Source organism: Methanospirillum hungatei JF-1 (assembly GCF_000013445.1).
GTDB classification, from domain to species: Archaea; Halobacteriota; Methanomicrobia; order Methanomicrobiales; family Methanospirillaceae; genus Methanospirillum; species Methanospirillum hungatei.
Genome location: NC_007796.1, coordinates 2002355 through 2022076 on the forward strand (window position 1 = coordinate 2002355; position 19722 = coordinate 2022076).

Below are 19722 nucleotides of genomic sequence, written 5' to 3' on the forward strand. Positions count from 1 at the left end.
CGACCATCAGATCTTACCCGGTGCAGAACGGTCCGGGTTCTGGCACATCCGGTATTACCGAGATAACCGGAATCAGATCTGATGAACTCTTTATGTCATGTATTCTGTCCGGAATCATGGAGGCAACGGTTCTGGTCACCAGAATGATTCCAATATCTGAATCCTTCAGGCATGCATCCAGATGAGCCCGTGACGCTTCTGCATCCTCACAAACATATCCTCTATGCACACCGCCAAGAAGAAATCCCATCACCATACGCCGGGATGCAAGCAGGGCTACTTTCATGTCTCCTCCGGGACGGTGATGAGCATCGGGGTGATTTTGTCAGCAGAAAACCCATCATACAACCCTGATAAAATGATGCGGATATTGCGTAATTCAAATTCTTTTGCCACCAAGTACCAGAGCAGCGGACCTCCGATATGGTAATAGGTAAGCCCCAGCCTGGATATGGTATCGAGAAGGTACTGATCAAGAGCCATATCCATCCGGAGCATCGTATCCGTAGAGGGATAGGTTCTAAGCACGGGGGAGAGGACGGGATCATATCCGGTCCCTGAGAGTTGCCGGAGAAGATCCGGAACACTCATCATCTCATTCATCTGAACCAGCCTCCACATGGGAAGTTCCTGACCGCCGTCAACCAGACAGGGCGGGATTGCATCAGGATTCCACCCGGAGTGTTTAACCCTGATGAGAGCCCGGATATTCTGGATATCAATCAGAACTGCTATAAAATCACGGTACGGGGAGGCCAGATATGTCTGGACCATCGACATCTGGCTTTTCAGTTCTGAAAAACCCATACAGTCAAGGGCATGATCCAGGTAAAATACGGACTTCTCTTTCTCGTAAAGAGCTAGAGATGAAAGGAGAGGTTCACCGTACCTGGTCTCCTGCAACAAACGAACGCCTTCACTCATGGACCGAACGTTCCCAAGCTTTGCTGCAAGATCCGGTGAGCATCCTTCCGGCCAGAGTCCCGGAGTTGCTGCAATCGCCCCTGCCCGGCCCATGTGGATCAGCCGGATGATCCGTTTGACTTTTGCAATCTCCTGAAAGAAGAGAACGGCATCAAAAAAGAGCCATGCATCCCGGGGAGCCTGCGAACGGAGCAATGTTACCTCCTCATACCATGCAAGGAGCAGTTCTTCTTCTGCCTGATCAGGTGTGCATTCTATCGGTACGTCGATCAGATAACCATAACTCTTCAACCTGCTCATACAGTCCTGAACCGAACCACTCTGCATGAGTTCCCGAAGCTGTTCAGGTTCAATGAAAGGAACTCCTTTCGCCTTCAGCCGTGCTACTATCGGCGTATACGATGTTATCGACAACAGAACCGGAAAATATCCGGCGGTACTGAGAAGAGTCAGAAAGAGCAGAACCAGGATGACGATAAAAACTGCTCCTGACAGGTGGGTAAAATACGGGGAGCCTGCATCCAGAAGGGTGTTCAAATCAGGGATATCCATCAACGTTCACCATGAAAGAGGATACGTGATGCTGCGACGATCATCTCACGTTCCAGGCGTACAAACCTGACCTCTACAGTATTGTCAATCACCACCCGGTCAGAGATCCGCTCACAGATGACCCCGCCACTGGTAATAATCGGCTCTTCAGAGAGAATGAGCGAGAATCCTTCCTGGTTTATCCTGGAGATACTATCTGCTGCAAGCCTCCGATCATCCGGATGAACTTTTACAGCAATATCAGACGGGCCAAGGTTTTTTGCAGATTCGGTAATCATGGCCTCTAAAAATGAAGGATATTCAGGTCTTGTGCGTATCGTCTTCAGATACGAAGACACCTCATCAAAACACTGCCTGAGCATCTCCTCCCTGACCTCTCTGACCTTTCGTTTCGCTTCTATCCTGGTCCTCGACTCCTGACTAGCGATAAGCTGTCTGATCTCACGCTGGCCCTCTGCTATCCGGTGATTATAGGCATTTTCTGCTTTTTGTTCGGCCTGGGCTCTGATTGCACCCACATCACAGGCTTCTTCGGCCCTGATTGTCCGGATTTCTGCCTCAGCTTCCTCCCGTATCCGGTTGATAATGGTTTCAACAGACATATGCCGACCGTTTATCCGCTAAAGAGGCCGAGGCCAAAGAGGATCAGAATGGCAACCAGCAGACCAAAGATGGCAAACGTCTCTGACATTGCAGCGAACACAAGCGATCTCCCAATCGCACCCGGGTTTCGTGCCGTTGCAGCAATCCCGCTTGAACAGGTAATCCCCTGACCGATGGCTGAAAAACCGGCCAGGCCGACCGCAAGACCTGCCCCTACAAGCCCGATTGCAACCGGCATCTCAACAGAGAAGTCTGATGATAATATCCCGGTAAGGGCAAGCATGAGAACGGCGATAAGAAGCCCATAAATTGCCTGGGTCTCACAGACTGCAGAAAATACAACACCTTTCCCAAACATCTCTGGTTTTTCAGCGGTATTAGCAACACCTGATGATGCAGCGATGCCCTGACCAATTGCTGAAAAACCGGCCAGACCGACGGCAAGACCTGCTGCAACCGCCACAAGTCCTGCAGGAGTAGGGATGTCAGCGGCAGTCCCGCCCAGAAAACCACCCGCCTGAAGGATAAGAATTGCAATAAGAAGGCCATATATCGCCTGGGTCTGGGGAATTGCAGTAAACACGAGAGCCATACCAAATTTTTCAGACCGTTCTGATATCACCCCTGACGCTGCTGAACCCACAATACCCACTCCGATACCAGACCCAATAGCAGAACATCCCACTGCTATTCCGGCCCCGATAGCCATTAAAACCGCTCCGGTCCCTATTGTCATATTACCTCCTCTCGTGTACCGCTTGTATACACACGGTGCTCATGAAACGGTACAAACTCTTTTCCGCCACCGGAATAGAATTTTCCAAAGAATTCAATATAATGCAGTCGCAGGGCATGGATTACACTTCCAAGAGTCTGGATGGCCAGGTTAAAGAGCTGGCCGGCAATACAGAAGAGTATTGCAGGTATTATCATCAACGGATGAACAGATGCAATCATTTCAGACAGTATGTTAATTGTCATGGCAATTCCTCCGGTTGCAAGAGCAAGAGCCAGGATTCTGACATAAGAAAGCCAGTCTCCCAAAAAACCGGTAAGACTGAAAAATCCCATCGGACCATTCCGGAAAAACAGAACCAGCAGACCAATCACCGTGCCAAGAATTGCGAAATGCGTAACCAGGGGAGAGAAGGTCATCCATCCAAAGAAATCGATCAGCAGAACCACCGCTGCCGGTTGAATAACGAACCAGATACCATGGTCCATAATGGCTGTCCGGTACATCCGGTCACGAACATTCTGCCACAATCCAAGGAAAATTCCCAGATTGATGTGAATAGTGCCGATAATCAGTGCTATCTGGAACAGTAGTATCGGCTGATTCAATGGCTCGATAAGAACAAACGGCGGCGTTACATTGAAAAACCGGGGGAGAAGATCCCCAAACCAGCCTCCCTGCAGTGTCCCAAGAAGGATATCAGCAACACCACACCAGATGAGAATATAACTCATGTCACGAAATGCCACATCATGTCTGCCCGGTCCCCGGTAGAGCAGCCACCCAACAAGGGCTATGATGATACCGTATCCGGCATCACCCAGCATCAGTCCAAAAAAGAGCAGGTATGCAGGGGCAAAAAAGGGCGTTGGATCAATCTCATTATACCGGGGCCTCGAGAATGTGGTGGTGAGGATCTCAAATGGTGCAAGCCATCCCGGGTTATCATACCGGACCGGAACATCATCCTCAGGATCTGCAGGTTTTGAGAAGAGGAAAAACTCATCACCCGTGACTTTTCTAAGGACGTCGTGCAGGCGAGCCTGATCTTTTTCCCGAATCCACCCATGCAGGTATATTACATCCCTGCTTGAGCCAAAGTTCCGGGATACCTCATAACGGTCACGCCAGATCGAAAGTTCTTCCCGTATTACCCGAAGAGGGGTGAGATGGGACTCAGCCATGGAGATGAGATGAGCAGTCAGGCTCTCTTCCTCTCTCATATACTCTTCCAGCCGGTTCTGTTCGGTACGAATCATCTCACCTGGCATACCGGTATATGAATCAGGAAGCGTGATACGGAAGAACCATGCATGATGAGCCAGTTCTTCAAGACGCGGTCTCATTGCCAGGGTCCCAATGCACAAAACGATTATTTCCTGCCCGTTTTGTATCGTGTGATGATAGATCTCATCAGTTCCTGATTCTCTGAACCATGCCTCAAGAAGAGGGAGAGATTCCTGGAGAATCCACCCTGCTACCAGAAATGTATACGGAGCAGGTGCCAGGTAGGAGAGCGAACAACCTGGGACAGCAAGCCGGTTTAAGTTCTCTATCCTTTCCCGTGTTACCTGCTGCAACTCACGGTTTTGTTTTAAAGCCTCATATGTTGTAAGAACCGGTTCGGCCTGATCGAGCATCTCATGTGCAGCCTGAAAGACATCTCCAGGTGTATCATATCTGACCGGGAGCGGCTGAGAGTCTTTGGGAAAGAGCAGCGATAAAACCCCCTCCGGTCTGACCTCGTAGGGCTCAAGGATCTCCAAAATCCTGTCATATCTGAACTGAAGCGAAATAATCCTCTCAATATCTCCGCGGGGGATCTCAAATGATGTCTGGGGGATCTCAGTGCCCGTTCCCTTTTTCAGATCTAGGACTTCAAGCTCACCCTGCTCATGTAACGCAGAAGTAACATCCATGAGCCACCGGTTATGAATACCGATAACAACACTGTTCATTCTGGCCGGATAAAACATATTACTCCCCGGTTATGAGTCGGATCAGGGTTGAAACAGCCGTATTTTTCTGTCTTTCTGCATAGGCCCTGATCTGTCCGGCCTCATGATGCACCTCATCCATAAGACGGGCATGCTCCCGGGCAACCTGGCTTTCTGCCCGCTCCCTCTCTTCACGCAATCTTTTTTCAGCATCTGAAAGCCGCATCAGAACGAGACCTTCCCCCTCCCGTTTCGCTTCCTCAATTGCCAGCATCCTTCTGTGTCGTGCGGCTTCGATCAGAGCAGCAGCCTCTTCTTCACTGCGTTTTATCTGATCTATTTCAGGGATTGCCATTTCTATCTTTCTAGTCTATCTTCACCTCATTTATCTGTTGTCATCCATGTAATCACTGGTTGAGAAATATCAGAAATAAAAAGGGAAAAGAAGATCTGAACAGACAGGATCAACTCATCCACATACCATGATACAGGGAGAGAAATAGTACCAGCAGAACCATCGGTATGACGAGATGTATGGTAAATGCTGCTCCTTCCAGGCAATACAATACATGTTTAGCAATTTTTACAGGTTTTTGAAACTGCATGTACAGTTATATTTACAAAATGGAATACATCCTTTCCTCTGTCGCCTCACCGTTCCACAAGGGTATACGATCGTGACCCAAGGCCGATCTTTTCAGCATACTCAAGAATATATCCTCCATCGACATAGTCCCACACACCGGTAAACTTGTTCTCACCTGGTTCATGATGACAATGAAGTGAGGAAGAGGGGAGTCCCCGTTCCTTATTAATAAGGTCAAGCGCTGCGGCATCAATTGCGACCGGATCAGTTGATGCCAGAAATCCGATGTCAGGCACTATCGGTGCATCACTCCAGGGAACACAGTCACAATCAGGGGTGATATTCATCAGGAAACTTATATAGAGGACCTTATTTTTAAGGGTAGAAACGGCTCCCAGGGCATATTCTGCCATCCGCTCTAGGAACCGTGGGACATCCCGCTCCCAGTGGAATAATATCGCCTGTTCCGGACAGACCTGAAGACAGGCAGAACACCCGTAGCAGACAGATTTATCAACGGTTGCTTTTTTTCCCATATGAATGGCATCAAAAGGGCATTGCGTCACACAATACCCGCACCCGACACAGCGGGACTCGTTGATCTCCGCCTGCATCCCCTGATGCTGATCACGCTTTCCGATTGGTGGTGCACATCCCATGGCCACATTTTTTATGGCACCCCCAAATCCGGCAAGAGCATGGCCCTTAACATGGGAGAGGACAACCATGGCATCTGAATCACTAATATCCTGCGCAATCTTTACGGTTTTGAAATGTTTCCCGTTTATTGCAACCTCACGGTAATTGTTCCCTTTCAGCCCGTCTGCGATAATGACCGGACAGTCAACAACAGCATAGGCAAACCCGTGACGAATCGCTGTAGACAGATGATCTGCCGCATTATGCCGGGAACCGATGTACATCGTATTGGTATCGGTCAGAAATGGTTTTCCAGATATCTCCCGGATACTATCCACAATAGACCTGACAAAAACCGGCTTTATGAACGTATCATTCCCAAGCTCACCAAAATGGAGCTTAACTGCAGTCAGGTCTCCTTCGGTTATAATATCAGAAAGGCCTGCTGCTGTGCAAAGGTCCCGTATCTTGACCCCATTGTTCTGATCAGGATTTCGTATCCGCATACGTGCAAGATAGACTGTACTGGTGGACATGCTTCCCTGAACATCTACCTGCAACCATAAGAACATACAGGAAAAGTCAGGGAAGAAGATAGATCCCAATCAGCGGTATTGTAACCAGGGAAAGTAAAGTAGAAATAAATACTCCTTTTGATGCAAGTTCGGCATTCACCCCGTACTCTTCTGACAACAGCACCGTATTCGCAGCAACAGGCATGGCAGCAAGGAGGACGGGGATGCCCAGAAGGAGCGGATCTGTTACAAAGGGAGATGTTATCAGGAACACAATCACCGGAATCAGAATCAACCGTGCGGCGGATATTATCCATACCCGGATATCGGATACCATGGAGAAGAAGGGAAGAGGCGCCAGAAACGTTCCGATGACGATCATCGCCAGAGGTGTTGTGATGGACCCAAGGAGTGAAACAGATTCATTCAGGGGAGAGGGGATGGTGGTACCGGTCCCGAGAAGGCACAAACCAAGGACTGAAGCAATAAGACCTGGGGTTAAAATCCGTTTCAGATCAGGATTCCGTGCAAGATCCGGACGCAGAAGAAATACTCCCAGAGTAAATACCAGAAATCCGAACGGGAGGTTGATAAGAGTGACATAAAAAACAGACTCCTCCCCAAACATTGCATAAGCCACCGGGTACCCCATAAACCCCAGATTTGAGAAGATGAGCATGAACCGCAGGACTCCGGTCTCAAAGACTGACCCTGTCAGGCACCAGGGGATGACAATGGCACTGATGAATGAGACGAGGTAAACGACGACCTCAATGAGAGCTATGACTTCCATCGAGTATACGAGGCCGCTCGAGAGGGGGACCTGCATACTCTCCAGGATAAGGCAGGGTATGGCTACATTTACAAGAAGAGAAGAGAGTCCTGATGCTCCGCTCCGGGTAATATATCCCATGCGAAACGCGAGAAATCCTACCCCTATCAGAATAAAAAGGGTGAATATGCTTGTTGCAACCGGAAGAAAGTCCATTCCCAGTACCTTGTTGTTCTGATAAATCAGAAAATGGTCAGGTATCAATCTTCCCTTTTCTACAAGGAGGGTCTGGACATCAGACCAGATTCGTAAAGAAGATTTATTAATCAGTCCTGATGCAATAGGTTTTAGGAATATTCATGATGGAATTTATTCTACCCGGTGTTCTGATTCTTATCCTGATAGCACTTGTTGTCTGGTTTGTATCTCTGTATAACCGGTTTTATGCACTCAAAAATTCATATGAAGCGACCCTTGGTCAGATCAAGGTTGCCCTTAAAAAGCGGCTTGATATGATTGACCAGCTTCTGGGGGCGGTGAAGAGCTATGCCGCTTTTGAAAAGGAGACATTTGAGCGGGTTACTGCAATGCGGGCATCAGTCGGATCTGCTGGAGCTGGTGATATCGCAGCACTTGAAGCAGAATCACGGACGATTCTGGGAAGACTGTTTGCTGTTATGGAAAATTATCCGGATTTAAAAACCCAGGCAACCGTTTCTGATCTGATGGGCGCTGTGAAAAGTGTTGAAGATGAGATTGCCCGCCAGCGATATACCTGCAATAACATCGCCGAGCAGTTTAACACCATGGTGGATACCATCCCTTCAAACCTGGTCGCACGGTTTTCAGGTCTTTCCAAGCTTCAGTACCTGGAGTTTGAGGAAGAGATTGCTAAAAGACCTGAGATATCCTTCTAATTTTATCTGGTCTCAAGGATTATCCGGCCCTCTGCCATAATCCTGACCTGCCCGCCACTTTCAGAGACGACAATACCGATCGCTTTTGTCTCCTGCGTAATTGCGGCAACTGAAACATGACGGGTTCCAAATCCTTTTGAGAGCTGGACATTACTGGTATCAATAGAGATATACCGGCCGGCTGCTTCAACCGTCCCGTCCTCCCTGATGACAAAGGCACCATCAAGAAGGGCAAGTTCCTTGATGTTCTCCCGCATGTCCGGATTGGTAATCTTCCGATCTGTTGAGGAATGACCGGCGAGGGGGTTCAGGATAAGTTGCCTGGACCGTTCGAGGACAGCATCACTATCACCAAGGACAAAGGCGGTGCCTACCGGTTTTCCTTCTCGTCCCTCCCGGGCAATCTCTATTGCAAGTTTGATGACCTGCATGCAGATCTCCTTATCCCCGTCATAGTACTCTGCAATCTGGTCGGCGATCGCGCTTAGCTCCTCGTTGGTAACAGGCCCTGTGGATTGCCTGGTCAGGACAACCGTTCCATCTGGAGCAGGACGCCGACGAATATGATAGAGAACAAGACCACTGATAATAAGCCCGCCTACTCCGGTCCCGATCAGGATCCAGAAGAACGGCCCGTTCATCACCGACTCTTCACCAGGGGGCTTTGGAAACTCTCCAGGACTGATATTCGAGGTCAGAGGTTTTGTTACATTTTTATTATCAGAGAAAAACCCTGGCTCTATGGTCAGCAGGAACCGATATGAGTCGTATGCCTCATCATACATCCCCTGTCTTTCATAACAGATCGCACGGTGGTACCAGGCATCGGCATAATACGGATCGCGGGCAATCGCTTTTTCAAACTCAACCAGTGCAGCCTGACAGTTCCCGACATCCTCATATGCCCGTCCCCATTGGAAATATGTCTCTGCCGTCTCATTATTTCCGGTCATGGTACTGACTGGTGATGGGGTTGGTGTGGCGGTCCCTGTACTCGGGGCCGGTCTCATGGTCGGACTTTGCACCGGAGGGGGAAGGGTCGGGCTCACTCCAGGCTTTGGGTTTTCAACCGGGGGCTTTACCGCCGGCTCCTTGGTATGAATCGGAGCGATGGTCGCTTTGGTTGTCATTTCATCCAATGGAACAGGTGCCGTAACCACTGGAGTGATGATATCAGTTCCGGTTACCGATGTTTCAGCAAAACAGGGGGTAATATATGATACTGCTGTCAGAACTAAAATAAACACCATCAGGTACCGGTACCAGGAGATGGCGTTCATAGTAGTACTAAGGTGCTGATTACTGATAAAGATGTAACCGGAAGGACGTATCATTTTGGGGTTTATTAAATTATTTACTCTTCAATCTGTATATAAAAGAAAAATGAGAGTCTGATGAGAAGAGAGGATCTAGCTAAATCCTGCAATGATGGTATGATCCCTTGTTACATTCACAAACTGGTATTCAGATGAAGGGTCAACATTGGAACCGTCTATGAGGAGATACTCGATCTGGTGTCCCTCATAGGGAGTCAGCACAAAGGTAATATCTCCGCCGGCCATCACTTCAACAGTTCCTTCCGGAAAGATTGCGCCACCGGGGCCGGCATATGCAGTAACCGTGTGCCCGGGCACCTTTTCTCCGGCACCATTTTCAATGACTATGGATGCAATCCCGGTTTCATTCCCTGACCGCATTTCAGGAAGATAAGTGAGCACGGGCGGTACAACCTCATATGGTGTGGAATTATTGGCAATATCAACCGACTGACTGGAATCAGGTGTCGGTAGCGGGGAGGTACTATCAGGAATAGTCAGGATGGCAGGATCACTGACTGAAAGCACCGCCATTGATGAATTATTCGATGAAAGTGAGGGTGAAAGTTCTCTCAGTGTTACGGCAATAACCACGGTTTCATCAGCAGCAGGATACCGATCAATGGACCCTTGGGCAGCGGTCGCATTCATCGCCATAACCTTCCAGGAGGTATATAAGGGAATATTTGCGGGAACCGGAACCGAGAGACTTGATGTCATCACTGCGTCAAGTACGACCTCCTGATGAGTGCTGGTGGTGAGAACAACCTGATTCCCGGGGTTTAGCCCGGTAAAGAGAAGGTAACCATTTTTTACTGCCGGAGCCGTCACCGGGGTCTCATTTGCTGAAATATTTTCTGCGATAACCGTCCCGTTCTCATCCTTCACCCTGACGACCTCTGAACCCAGGGCTGAAAAGGCAGACTCTTCATCCTGATACTCATTCTGGACAGAGATTGCAGGTGTGGCTGAAGGGGATTTGGTCGTGGCATTGATCGTCTCATTCACCACCTCATTGGCGGTCTCATTCGTTTTGACCGGTTCAGACGGTTCTCTTTCTTCTACCGACAGTCCCTCACTCGATTGATTGGCAACCGGTTCTTCTTCAGAGGTTGTGTTTGTATCTGCAGGAATATTATGTTCAAATTCTGATGAAACCGCTTCAACTGGTTCAGGGGTTGGCTCAGGAGTTGGGGCAGGATAATTTTTATCGGTATTTGTCAGGGGGAGATAATCGATATTATAAGCATTGATCTCATATGGTTTGTCACCGATTCCATACCCGTCCTCATCAGGAACCGTATCAGAAAACCCATCAAGGCCTGGTGCAGATCCCCAATAATTACCACCTTTATACGGACCTCCCAGGATATTCACGCCTTCTTCGAGGGTGACATTCCAGACAATATCGCTGCTGATCTCATCCACGGAGATATTATTCACACTTCCAAAGTAGTTGTTGTATATCTTCGCACCCGTGACCCCGTTCCCAATGACTACCACCGGACCGGTTGCAGTCTTTGAAAAGTTATTATCGGTGATAACAGAGTCTGTGGTGCTTTCAATCTGAAGTGCTGCATATTTATTGTCGCTGATGCCGTTTTTGGTGAGGGTAAATCCTGATGAGTCTGTGACCTGAACGCCATAGACATCACAGGTGTTGATTGTATTATCATGCAATGTGACATCTGCGGTCTTCATGACGATGACGCCAACCCCGTTGTTTTTCAGGGTATTTTTCGTCACGGTAACTTTGCTGGAGGTCTGTTCAATATTAATTGCCTTTGAACAGTCCCGGATCAGGTTGTCGGTTATACCAATGAAATCTGAATACTCGATATGAATACCAGTCGGGCAGTCGATGATATCCAGGTTTGAGATCACATTGGTATCACCCTCTTTTCCCTTTACATACTGGTAACTTACACCATTGTTCCAGTCCTCAAGTTTCAGGTTTTTTATTGTGACATTGGTGATAGAACCGCCGAACTTGTTCACGTAAATACCGACCGATTTGTCCCGCTGGTCTCCGCCCAGAAAATGACCCTGGCCATCAAGCACCACATCAGATGATTCGATCCTGATCCCATACATATCAGTAATTCCCCGTGCATCTGCAGTCAGCTCGTACATCCCAGGTGATGTGATAACGGCAGGAGCAGTTATCGGCTGTGCTGTACCTGATACACTGAACGCAACTAAAATTACCAGGATAAGATATCCCAGATATCGGAATGGTTTTCCTGACATCACATACACCTTCCCCATCTTTCGGATCACCAGTATCTGATATACGGGAAATCCCAAGATTCTTGTATTTGTTGTTTATGAAAAGGATCCTATAAGGTTCTCGGATAAGAAGTCAGATTTTTCAGAGATTTACACACGGTATCAATTATTAATCCCTGAAACTGAAAAGAGAAGACACGGAGATTTTATCAGGAGTATTGAATATTTTCCCTGCAATCTCTGCGATTCATAGTTATTTTCCATTATCTCATTCGCATGAGTTCCCTGACGACCCGGATATTATCTGCATCACCGCGCCGATCATCAACCGGTGTTTCGCAGATACAGGGGATATTACGAAATCCCGGATGCATGAGGACTGAACGGATACCAGGTACACCAAGGGTACCCATGCCGATGTGTTCATGCCGATCAAGCCCGCTCCCAAGATCTCCCTTTGCATCATTAAGATGAATCACATGGAGCGATGTGAGACCGATAGTATCCTGAATCTGATCAGCCACCTGGCCAACCAACTCCGGGGTCCGGAGATCATACCCTGCTGCAAAGGCATGACAGGTATCAAAACATATACCAATCCGATTCTGCTCTTCACACCGTCCAAAGACATCGCCGATATCCTCAATCGTGCTTCCCACCGAATGCTTCTCTCCTGCGGTGTTTTCAAGAAGGAGCATGGTCCCCGGTTCTCTGCCTTCAAGTGCGGTATCAATTGCCTGAACAACCCGTGCCCTCCCGTGCGCACGGTCATCTCCGGCATGTCCCAGATGAGTGATAAGATAAGGAATATGCAGGGCCTGACACCGGTCAAGTTCCATCCTCAATGCATCGACCGACTTCTCATACATTGCAGAATTGTCTCCGGCAAGATTAGGGAGATAGGAGATATGGGCATATACTGTCCCTGGTCTGAACTGTTCACTTTCGTGGATAAAGGCATCAGAATCCGGTTTTTCGATTGGTTTCGCCTTCCAACCCCGTGGGTTTTTGGTAAAAATCTGAAAGCAGTCGCATCCCCGTTCTCTGGCCCGGTCAAAGGCATGTACGAATGACCCGGCTATGGATACATGAACTCCGACCTGACGTAGTGTCATGGTACTCATGGATGAATGAGAATGGTCTTCTCTTCCAGGTAGTGGAAGAGAGCATACCGCCCGTTTTCCCGCCCAAGACCTGATGACTTCACACCTCCAAAAGGTACTTCAGGAGGTATTCTCAGATGCTGGTTCACCCATACAATGCCGGCATCAAGCTCCTGGGTCGCCCGGGATATCGTTCTCATGTCATGAGTCCAGACTGATGCACCAAGACCAAACCGTGTTGCGTTCGCACGCTCAATTGCGTCGGATATGGAGTCAAATTCTGATATTGGAAGAACGGGACCAAATACTTCTTCACGCATGACCGGAGCATCAGGATCGACATCAGTGAGGATGGTCGGAAGATAAAAGCTCCCCATTGCATAGGGGTCAGAATCAGGTATCTTCCCACCGGACAGTACGGTACCCAGCCGGTTATCCACGGTCTCCTGCACCAGGGAATGGACTGTATCCCGTTGTCTTTTGGAATGAACCGGTCCCATATCCACACCAGCTAAAAGCCCGTTTCCAACCTGAAGTGCATCGGCCAGTTCCCTGACCCGCCGGACAAAGGGTGCATAGATGCTGGTATCAACAAATACCCTTTTTATTGCAGTGCAGGTCTGGCCACAGTTAAAGAACCTGCCTGACACTGCTCCTTTCGCTGCCGCTTCAAGGTCTGCATCCTTGCAGACGATCATGGCATCACTCCCGCCAAGTTCAAGAATAGTCTTTTTTAAGGTTTTTGCTGCATGCTCTGCAACCTGAATGCCAGTCGGAACAGCACCGGTGAATGAGAGCGATTTGATATCCGGATGACGGGCAAGTGCCTCTCCTACCACCTCCCCCGATCCGGTGACCAGCTGGAGAACTGATTCAGGAACGCCAACACGATACAGACATCCTGCCAAGGCTTTACAGGTCAGGGGGGCGGTCGTTGAAGGCTTTACGATCATCGTATTTCCGGTGGCAAGCACCGGCCCAATCTTCCAACCCATGATGAGGACCGGCATATTCCAGGGTATGATGGCCGCACAGACACCAAGGGGCTGCCGCACAACCATCATGTGCCCATACGTTTTGCTCAGCCCATAGTCACCCTTCAGAGTGCCGGAGATTGAAGCATAATACTCCAGCACCCGGGCAAATCCTGCTACTTCATTCATGGATTCACGAAGTGGTTTACCCTGCTCCCGGGTAAGCAGGCGGGCAAGATCCTTTTGATCAGCCCGTACAAGCTGAGCTGCTGAAAAGAGGAGTTTTGACCGGTCAAGGGGATCGGTTTGAGACCAGGACCGGAAGGCTTCCCATGCGGTACTGACCGCATTATTCACATCATCAGGTGTTCCCGCAGGAACGCTGCCGACAAGACTCCCATCAGCAGGATTATAGACCTCATATGATTCCTGATTCATAGGAGCCTGCTTTGATGTCATGCTCAGAGATTATGATGCATGAATAAAAATCTCAATGGTCAGGTGTAAAAAGAGAGGAGATCAAGGTCAGCTGCAGACTGTCCCATACATACGGTCAAGTTTCTGCGCAATTCCTTCCCATCTGAACTGCCGGTACACCTTGGATCGTCCGGTTCTGCCAAACTTAGAGAGACGATTTGTATCTTCAAGGGCCTGGCATATACCTTCTGCTAACCGGTCAGCTGAGACAGGAACTTTTATGCCATCCCGATATGACTCGATATTCTCATGTAGCCCGCCGACATCACACGCCACCACCGGTCGTCCTGCACTCCATGCCTCGGGGAGTACTATCCCGAACGGTTCATTCCTGCTTGGTATGACGACAAGGTCAGCCGCGTTAAGGAGCCGGACATACTCGGCATCGGTGATATACCCCGGGAACCGGACAGGAAGACCCCGATCATATGCAACCTGTTCCAGCCACGGACGCATGCCTCCGTCTCCGGCCATGATCACCTGCAGTCCCCAGTATTCTTCCTTTACCATCGGAAGGGCATCAAGGAGAAGGTCCGGGCCTTTCTGGTATGCCATCCGTCCGATGAAGAGGATGGTCGGTGCATAGGGGTGAATTCCCATCTCGGCTTTTAATGATCCCTGATCAAGGTCTACATCAAACTGTTCAGGAATAACTCCGTTTGGAAAGACACGGATCTTCCAGTCAGGAACCTGATACAGGTTCATAACCTCCTCACGGAGAACATTGCTGACGGTGGTGACCTGACGGGCAATCAGGCCTGCATACCACTCTTTCCCGCATATCTCATGGTATTCCCACCAGCTTCCGTGCTGATTGCCATTTCGTCCATATTCGGTTGAATGGTACGTGAAGATGGTATTTCTGTCCTGCAGAAGGTGTAATGCTTCAGTTACATGCCAGTCATGAAAGTGAAGGATATCAAAAGGAGTCCCATCATACTCCCTGAACCGGTTCACCATGGCATGACTCATGTTCCGGCAGTATTCAACGATATTTCCCCCTTCCGGTCTGACCCCATGGTAATGCACACCGTTGAAGGAAAAATCGCAATCCCCTCTGGTAAAATAATGAACTTCGTTTCTTTTCGCCAGCTCCTGAGCTAAATATGTTGCCGCGTTCGCAAGTCCACCCACTCGCTCGGAGTACAACGACTCCCAACAGAAGAATGCAATCTTTTTTCGTTCCACGTATATGCTCCCTGATATATCATCCGGTAGAGATATCTACCATTTTTGCGGAATATTCGATGTCAGTTGTGTGTTTTACTCTGTTTCTGGAAGGTCTTACTTTGCCATCTTGTCCACTGCCCCCTCATGAGGGCAGAACAGAATCCAATACGACGTGATAACATATATATGTACTTATTTGCCGTACATTAAAAAGACAAAATTATCAGATCTTGTCTGGATCTCACTTTAGAGCGCCTCACACGGTTTTCAAGACTTTTCATAATATATGATACTATAAAATATATCACATGTATTTTCCATTTGTGTAATAGAGACAACAATGTATATATATGTACATTATCTTACATATATGATCATGATAAGCCAGGTATTCCAAAAGGTGATGCCGGTGGAATGGATACTGCCATGAAGGCAGGTCAGTCCATGGGGATTTTCCCATTTCAATTGTATGAGAAGATCGCCAAATCCGCACTACAAACGACCTATATTCCGGTTTTTCTTCCAATACCGGAACCATCTGTGAATCCTGCAGAGATATATGCTACCCTGTCACAGGAACAGGGTTTTTTACTTGAGTCAATGGAAGGTGTTCCAAAACGTGCAGTCAGATCAATCATCGGAGTAAAGCCACTCGCAACACTGGCAGTTTCTGATTCATGCATAATATCCGGCAAGGAGGGAGAAGTATTTCAAAATCTGCTCCAGGATCAGGAGATAACATCCCCGACTGATGTGCTCCGGATAATCCAGAGAGAATTATCTGCATATACACCAGATGCAGGCACATTTTCTGGTGGTATGGCAGGATACTGCCGGTATGATCTGGTTCGGGACATCACCGGAGGGATGGTACAGGCAGGACAGGAGGAGGGCCCGGTTATCAGACTCATGATTCCGGGGGATCTCATCATCTTTGATCATGTTGCCCACTCCTGTCTGCTTATTGCAGGGACTTTTATTCAGAAAGGGGACAATTATCAGGAAAAATACGATGATGCCGTCAGAAGAGTGCACACATTAGAGCAGGAGATTGCAAACCTCAAAAAAAGAGCACCAATCCCCACAGTCATGTATGAGAAGGTGCATCTTCCGGATCATGACAGGGATCTATACGAACATGCCGTGGAACAGGCCCTGCAGCACATACGGGCAGGAGATATCTTTCAGATCGTCCTCTCACGAAGATTTTCACTTCCATATTCTGCTGATCCATATCGGATTTACCAGGTACTCAGGACGATAAATCCCTCACCATACCTGTATTATTTCAATTTTGGTGATGAAGCCATCATCGGATCCAGCCCTGAGATGCTGGTAAAGACTAAAGGCAGGACGGTTATGACGGTCCCGATTGCCGGAACCAGGCCGAGGGGAAAGACAGAAACTGAGGATGCACAACTTGCAGAAGAACTCCTGGCCGACCCCAAAGAACGGGCCGAGCACCTGATGCTTGTGGATCTTGCACGCAATGACATCGGCAGGGTATCTGAGTTTGGAACCGTAAAGGTCCCTGATTTTATGTCCATTGACAAATTTTCCCATGTCCAGCATATCACCTCCGTAGTCACCGGAGAACTTCAGGCAGAGAAAGGGCCGGTTGATGTACTGGAGGCATGCTTTCCGGCAGGGACCGTGAGCGGAGCACCAAAGATCCGTGCCATGCAGATTATCCAGGACCTGGAACCTACCCCCCGGGGAATTTATTCAGGGGCAGTCGGTTATCTTGGATTTGACGGACTGATGGAATTTGCCATCGCAATCAGAACAGTAATCGTAAAAAATAACATTGCCACTTGTCAGGCTGGTGCAGGAATCGTTGCAGATTCGGTCCCGTCCAAAGAATTTGATGAGACCCAGGCAAAGGCAGGAGCAATGGCACAGGCAATATTCACCGCAGGAAGATTACCATGAAGGTCGTTATCATTGACTGTTTTGACAGTTTTACCTACAATCTCTACCAGCTGGTCGGATCCCTTGGTGCTGAACCGGTACCGATCACCTGTAATAAACCGTTAGAAACCATACAAAAGGCAGATCCAGACCGGATTATTCTCTCGCCCGGACCCGGAACACCGAAGGATTCCGGGGTGTGCAGAGAGGTCATACAAACATACATGGGAATGGTTCCCATACTCGGCGTATGTCTTGGACACCAGACCATTATTGACACGCTGGGAGGTGTCATCAGGCAGATGGAGCGGCCGGTTCACGGGATGACCAGTGAGATCCATACCACCGGAGAAGGAATATTTAACGGCGTTCCGGATTCTTTTCCTGCTGCCAGATACCATTCTCTCACGGCCGAACCAAAAACCCTTCCCTCTGTCCTGAAAGTGACTGCAACAACACAGGATGACCAGACAATCATGGCAGTTGCCCACCGGAACCATCCGGTATATGGCCTGCAGTTTCATCCGGAGAGTGTGATGACTCCGGCAGGCCGCACCATCATGAAGAATTTCCTCAGGTACGGAGGTGAATGCTGATGATTCAGGATACTATCAGGAAAGTTGTCAGTATGCAGGATCTGGCACCTGATGAGGCCCGGGACCTGATGACCTCGATTGCAGACGGAAAGGTAACTGATGCACAGATTGGCTCTATACTGACCGCTCTTTCGATGAAGGGGGTGACCGCTCATGAGATAACCGCCTTTGCTCATGTGCTCAGGGACCGGGCTGTTCAATTAAAAACAGATACCTCCGGAACCTTCGTCGATACCTGCGGAACCGGCGGAGACGGGGCTCATACCTTTAACATCAGTACCGCCGCAGCCCTCGTTGCAGCAGCGGCAGGTGTCAGAGTCGTCAAGCATGGGAATAGGGGAGTGTCAAGCAGATCAGGATCGGCAGATGTACTCGAAGCCCTTGGAATTCCCATCACCCTCACCCCTGAGGAGGCTGCAGCTTCGGTCTCATCACATAACATCGCATTCCTGTTTGCCCCTGGGTATCATCCTGCTATCGGGAGAGTTGCTTCAGCACGACGGGAGATCGGATTCTTCTCGGTCTTTAACATCCTCGGTCCGCTGCTCAACCCTGCCGGAGCTTCGGCACGACTGATCGGTGTGGGAGATACTCGGCACATCCCCTCCATAACCGGGGCACTGGCAAACCTTGGGGTATCCCACGCCATGGTGGTTCATGGAGACGGCACCGACGAGATTACCATCACCGGTGAGACCGAGGTTTATGAATTATCAGGGGGAACCATCTGCAGGTATACCCTGACACCTGAAGAGTTCGGAATTAGACGGGTATCGCGGGAAACCATCGCAGGAGGAAGCCCTGCAGAGAATGCAGAGATCATCATGGACATCTTCTCAGGAAGAAAAGGGCCCTGCCGGGATATTGTCCTCCTGAATGCAGCAGCAGCGATTTACCTTGGAGAAAAAGCCACCTGCATCTATGATGGGTACAGAATTGCCAGGGAAGTGGTCGATTCAGGACAGGCATACCGGCTGGTTATGGCACTCAGGAGAACAACATGATCCTTGATGATATCGTCGCATCAGCCCACCGGCGGGCATCTGAGCTCCCCGGCTTCTTTCAGACACCCTCTCATACCCCCATCAGTCTGAAAGATGCAATCATTCAGAAACGGAGAACTCATGCACATCCGGTTATTGCTGAACTCAAGTTTGCGTCACCTTCACGGGGGATCATCAGAAGAGAGACAAAGCCCGAAGATGTTGCAACTGAACTGGTGCATGGAGGTTGCTGTGCTCTTTCGGTCCTGACTGAACCTGAATACTTTTCCGGGTGTTCAGCAACCATCCCGGCCATCAGGGACAAGGTAACGGTTCCAATCCTCAGAAAGGACTTCATCGTGGATGAGCAGCAACTGGACGAAACCAGGGCTCTTGGAGCGGATGCTGTCCTTCTGATCGCCGGGGTTCTTGGAGAAGAGACCGGGCACTTTGTCGAAGCAACAAAAAAACGCGGTCTTGAACCTCTGCTTGAAGTACATACCAGACAGGAGGCACGAATGGCAGTCGATACCGACGCAGAACTCATCGGGATAAATAACCGCGACCTTCGGACATTCAAAACCGACCTGTCCACCACAAAGCGAATTGCTCCCCTGATTCATCAGGCAGGCAGAACCGTTGTATCTCTGAGCGGGATGATCTGGCCCTGTGATATCAGGTTTATGAGTCATTACGCAGACGGGTTTCTTATCGGATCAAGTATTATGTCCTCAAAAAATCCAGGAAAAAGAGTGGAGGGATTGGTATACGCATAAAGATCT

General features: G+C 49.1%; 18 protein-coding genes. 5 read left to right on the forward strand and 13 right to left on the reverse strand.

Annotated features, from left to right (window positions below; translation table 11 throughout):
• Positions 1–13: 13 nt before the first annotated feature.
• The 8 genes from MHUN_RS09245 to MHUN_RS09285 form a co-directional block, all read right to left on the reverse strand.
• Positions 14–286 (reverse strand): V-type ATP synthase subunit F, encoded by a 273-nt coding sequence (locus MHUN_RS09245; protein ID WP_011448756.1) that lies wholly within the window; start codon positions 284–286, stop codon positions 14–16.
• On the reverse strand, positions 283–1476 hold the full coding sequence (locus MHUN_RS09250; RefSeq protein ID WP_011448757.1) for a V-type ATPase subunit: 1194 nt from the start codon (positions 1474–1476) through the stop codon (positions 283–285). Before MHUN_RS09250 ends, MHUN_RS09245 begins: the two co-directional genes overlap by 4 nt.
• Positions 1476–2078, reverse strand: a complete 603-nt coding sequence (locus tag MHUN_RS09255) for a V-type ATP synthase subunit E (protein ID WP_011448758.1) — start codon at positions 2076–2078, stop codon at positions 1476–1478. The genes MHUN_RS09250 and MHUN_RS09255 overlap by 1 nt, the downstream gene beginning before the upstream one ends.
• A gap of 11 nt (positions 2079–2089) precedes the next feature.
• On the reverse strand, positions 2090–2815 hold the full coding sequence (locus MHUN_RS09260) for an ATP synthase subunit K (RefSeq protein WP_048067412.1): 726 nt from the start codon (positions 2813–2815) through the stop codon (positions 2090–2092).
• Positions 2812–4791 (reverse strand): V-type ATP synthase subunit I, encoded by a 1980-nt coding sequence (locus tag MHUN_RS09265; RefSeq protein WP_011448760.1) that lies wholly within the window; start codon positions 4789–4791, stop codon positions 2812–2814. The genes MHUN_RS09260 and MHUN_RS09265 overlap by 4 nt, the downstream gene beginning before the upstream one ends.
• A gap of 1 nt (position 4792) precedes the next feature.
• On the reverse strand, positions 4793–5107 hold the full coding sequence (locus tag MHUN_RS09270) for a hypothetical protein (RefSeq protein WP_011448761.1): 315 nt from the start codon (positions 5105–5107) through the stop codon (positions 4793–4795).
• 296 nt (positions 5108–5403) lie between these two features.
• Positions 5404–6513, reverse strand: a complete 1110-nt coding sequence (locus MHUN_RS09280) for a DUF362 domain-containing protein (protein ID WP_011448762.1) — start codon at positions 6511–6513, stop codon at positions 5404–5406.
• A gap of 46 nt (positions 6514–6559) precedes the next feature.
• Positions 6560–7480, reverse strand: coding sequence for an AEC family transporter (locus MHUN_RS09285; RefSeq protein WP_011448763.1), 921 nt, complete (start codon positions 7478–7480; stop codon positions 6560–6562).
• A gap of 143 nt (positions 7481–7623) precedes the next feature.
• On the opposite strand from MHUN_RS09285, the gene MHUN_RS09290 reads away from it, so the two are divergent.
• Positions 7624–8181: a LemA family protein gene (locus MHUN_RS09290; RefSeq protein WP_011448764.1), complete on the forward strand. Its 558-nt coding sequence runs from the start codon at positions 7624–7626 to the stop codon at positions 8179–8181.
• Positions 8182–8183: 2 nt separating this feature from the next.
• Here the strand turns inward: MHUN_RS09290 and MHUN_RS19000 are convergent, their stop codons facing one another.
• The 5 genes from MHUN_RS19000 to MHUN_RS09315 form a co-directional block, all read right to left on the reverse strand.
• Entirely contained in the window at positions 8184–9461 is a 1278-nt protein-coding gene (locus MHUN_RS19000; protein WP_158498202.1) for a diadenylate cyclase, read from the reverse strand.
• Between the two features lie 129 nt (positions 9462–9590).
• Entirely contained in the window at positions 9591–11804 is a 2214-nt protein-coding gene (locus MHUN_RS09300) for a NosD domain-containing protein (RefSeq protein ID WP_048067414.1), read from the reverse strand.
• A 185-nt stretch (positions 11805–11989) separates the two neighbouring features.
• Positions 11990–12841 (reverse strand): deoxyribonuclease IV, encoded by an 852-nt coding sequence (locus tag MHUN_RS09305; protein ID WP_048067950.1) that lies wholly within the window; start codon positions 12839–12841, stop codon positions 11990–11992.
• Between the two features lie 5 nt (positions 12842–12846).
• Positions 12847–14262 (reverse strand): aldehyde dehydrogenase family protein, encoded by a 1416-nt coding sequence (locus MHUN_RS09310; protein ID WP_011448768.1) that lies wholly within the window; start codon positions 14260–14262, stop codon positions 12847–12849.
• A 66-nt stretch (positions 14263–14328) separates the two neighbouring features.
• Positions 14329–15468 carry a glycosyltransferase family 4 protein gene (locus tag MHUN_RS09315; protein ID WP_011448769.1) on the reverse strand — a complete coding sequence of 380 codons (1140 nt, stop codon included), beginning with the start codon at positions 15466–15468 and terminating at the stop codon, positions 14329–14331.
• A gap of 396 nt (positions 15469–15864) precedes the next feature.
• On the opposite strand from MHUN_RS09315, the gene MHUN_RS09320 reads away from it, so the two are divergent.
• Genes MHUN_RS09320 through MHUN_RS09335 form a run of 4 tightly spaced genes read left to right on the forward strand, consistent with a single transcriptional unit; the run spans position 15865 to position 19716 of the window.
• A complete protein-coding gene (locus MHUN_RS09320; protein WP_011448770.1) occupies positions 15865–17382 on the forward strand; it encodes an anthranilate synthase component I family protein in 1518 nt (505 codons plus the stop codon).
• Positions 17379–17957 (forward strand): anthranilate synthase component II, encoded by a 579-nt coding sequence (locus MHUN_RS09325; protein WP_011448771.1) that lies wholly within the window; start codon positions 17379–17381, stop codon positions 17955–17957. Before MHUN_RS09320 ends, MHUN_RS09325 begins: the two co-directional genes overlap by 4 nt.
• Positions 17957–18961, forward strand: coding sequence for an anthranilate phosphoribosyltransferase (trpD, locus tag MHUN_RS09330; protein ID WP_011448772.1), 1005 nt, complete (start codon positions 17957–17959; stop codon positions 18959–18961). The genes MHUN_RS09325 and trpD overlap by 1 nt, the downstream gene beginning before the upstream one ends.
• Positions 18958–19716, forward strand: a complete 759-nt coding sequence (locus MHUN_RS09335) for an indole-3-glycerol-phosphate synthase (protein ID WP_011448773.1) — start codon at positions 18958–18960, stop codon at positions 19714–19716. The genes trpD and MHUN_RS09335 overlap by 4 nt, the downstream gene beginning before the upstream one ends.
• Positions 19717–19722 lie beyond the last annotated feature (6 nt).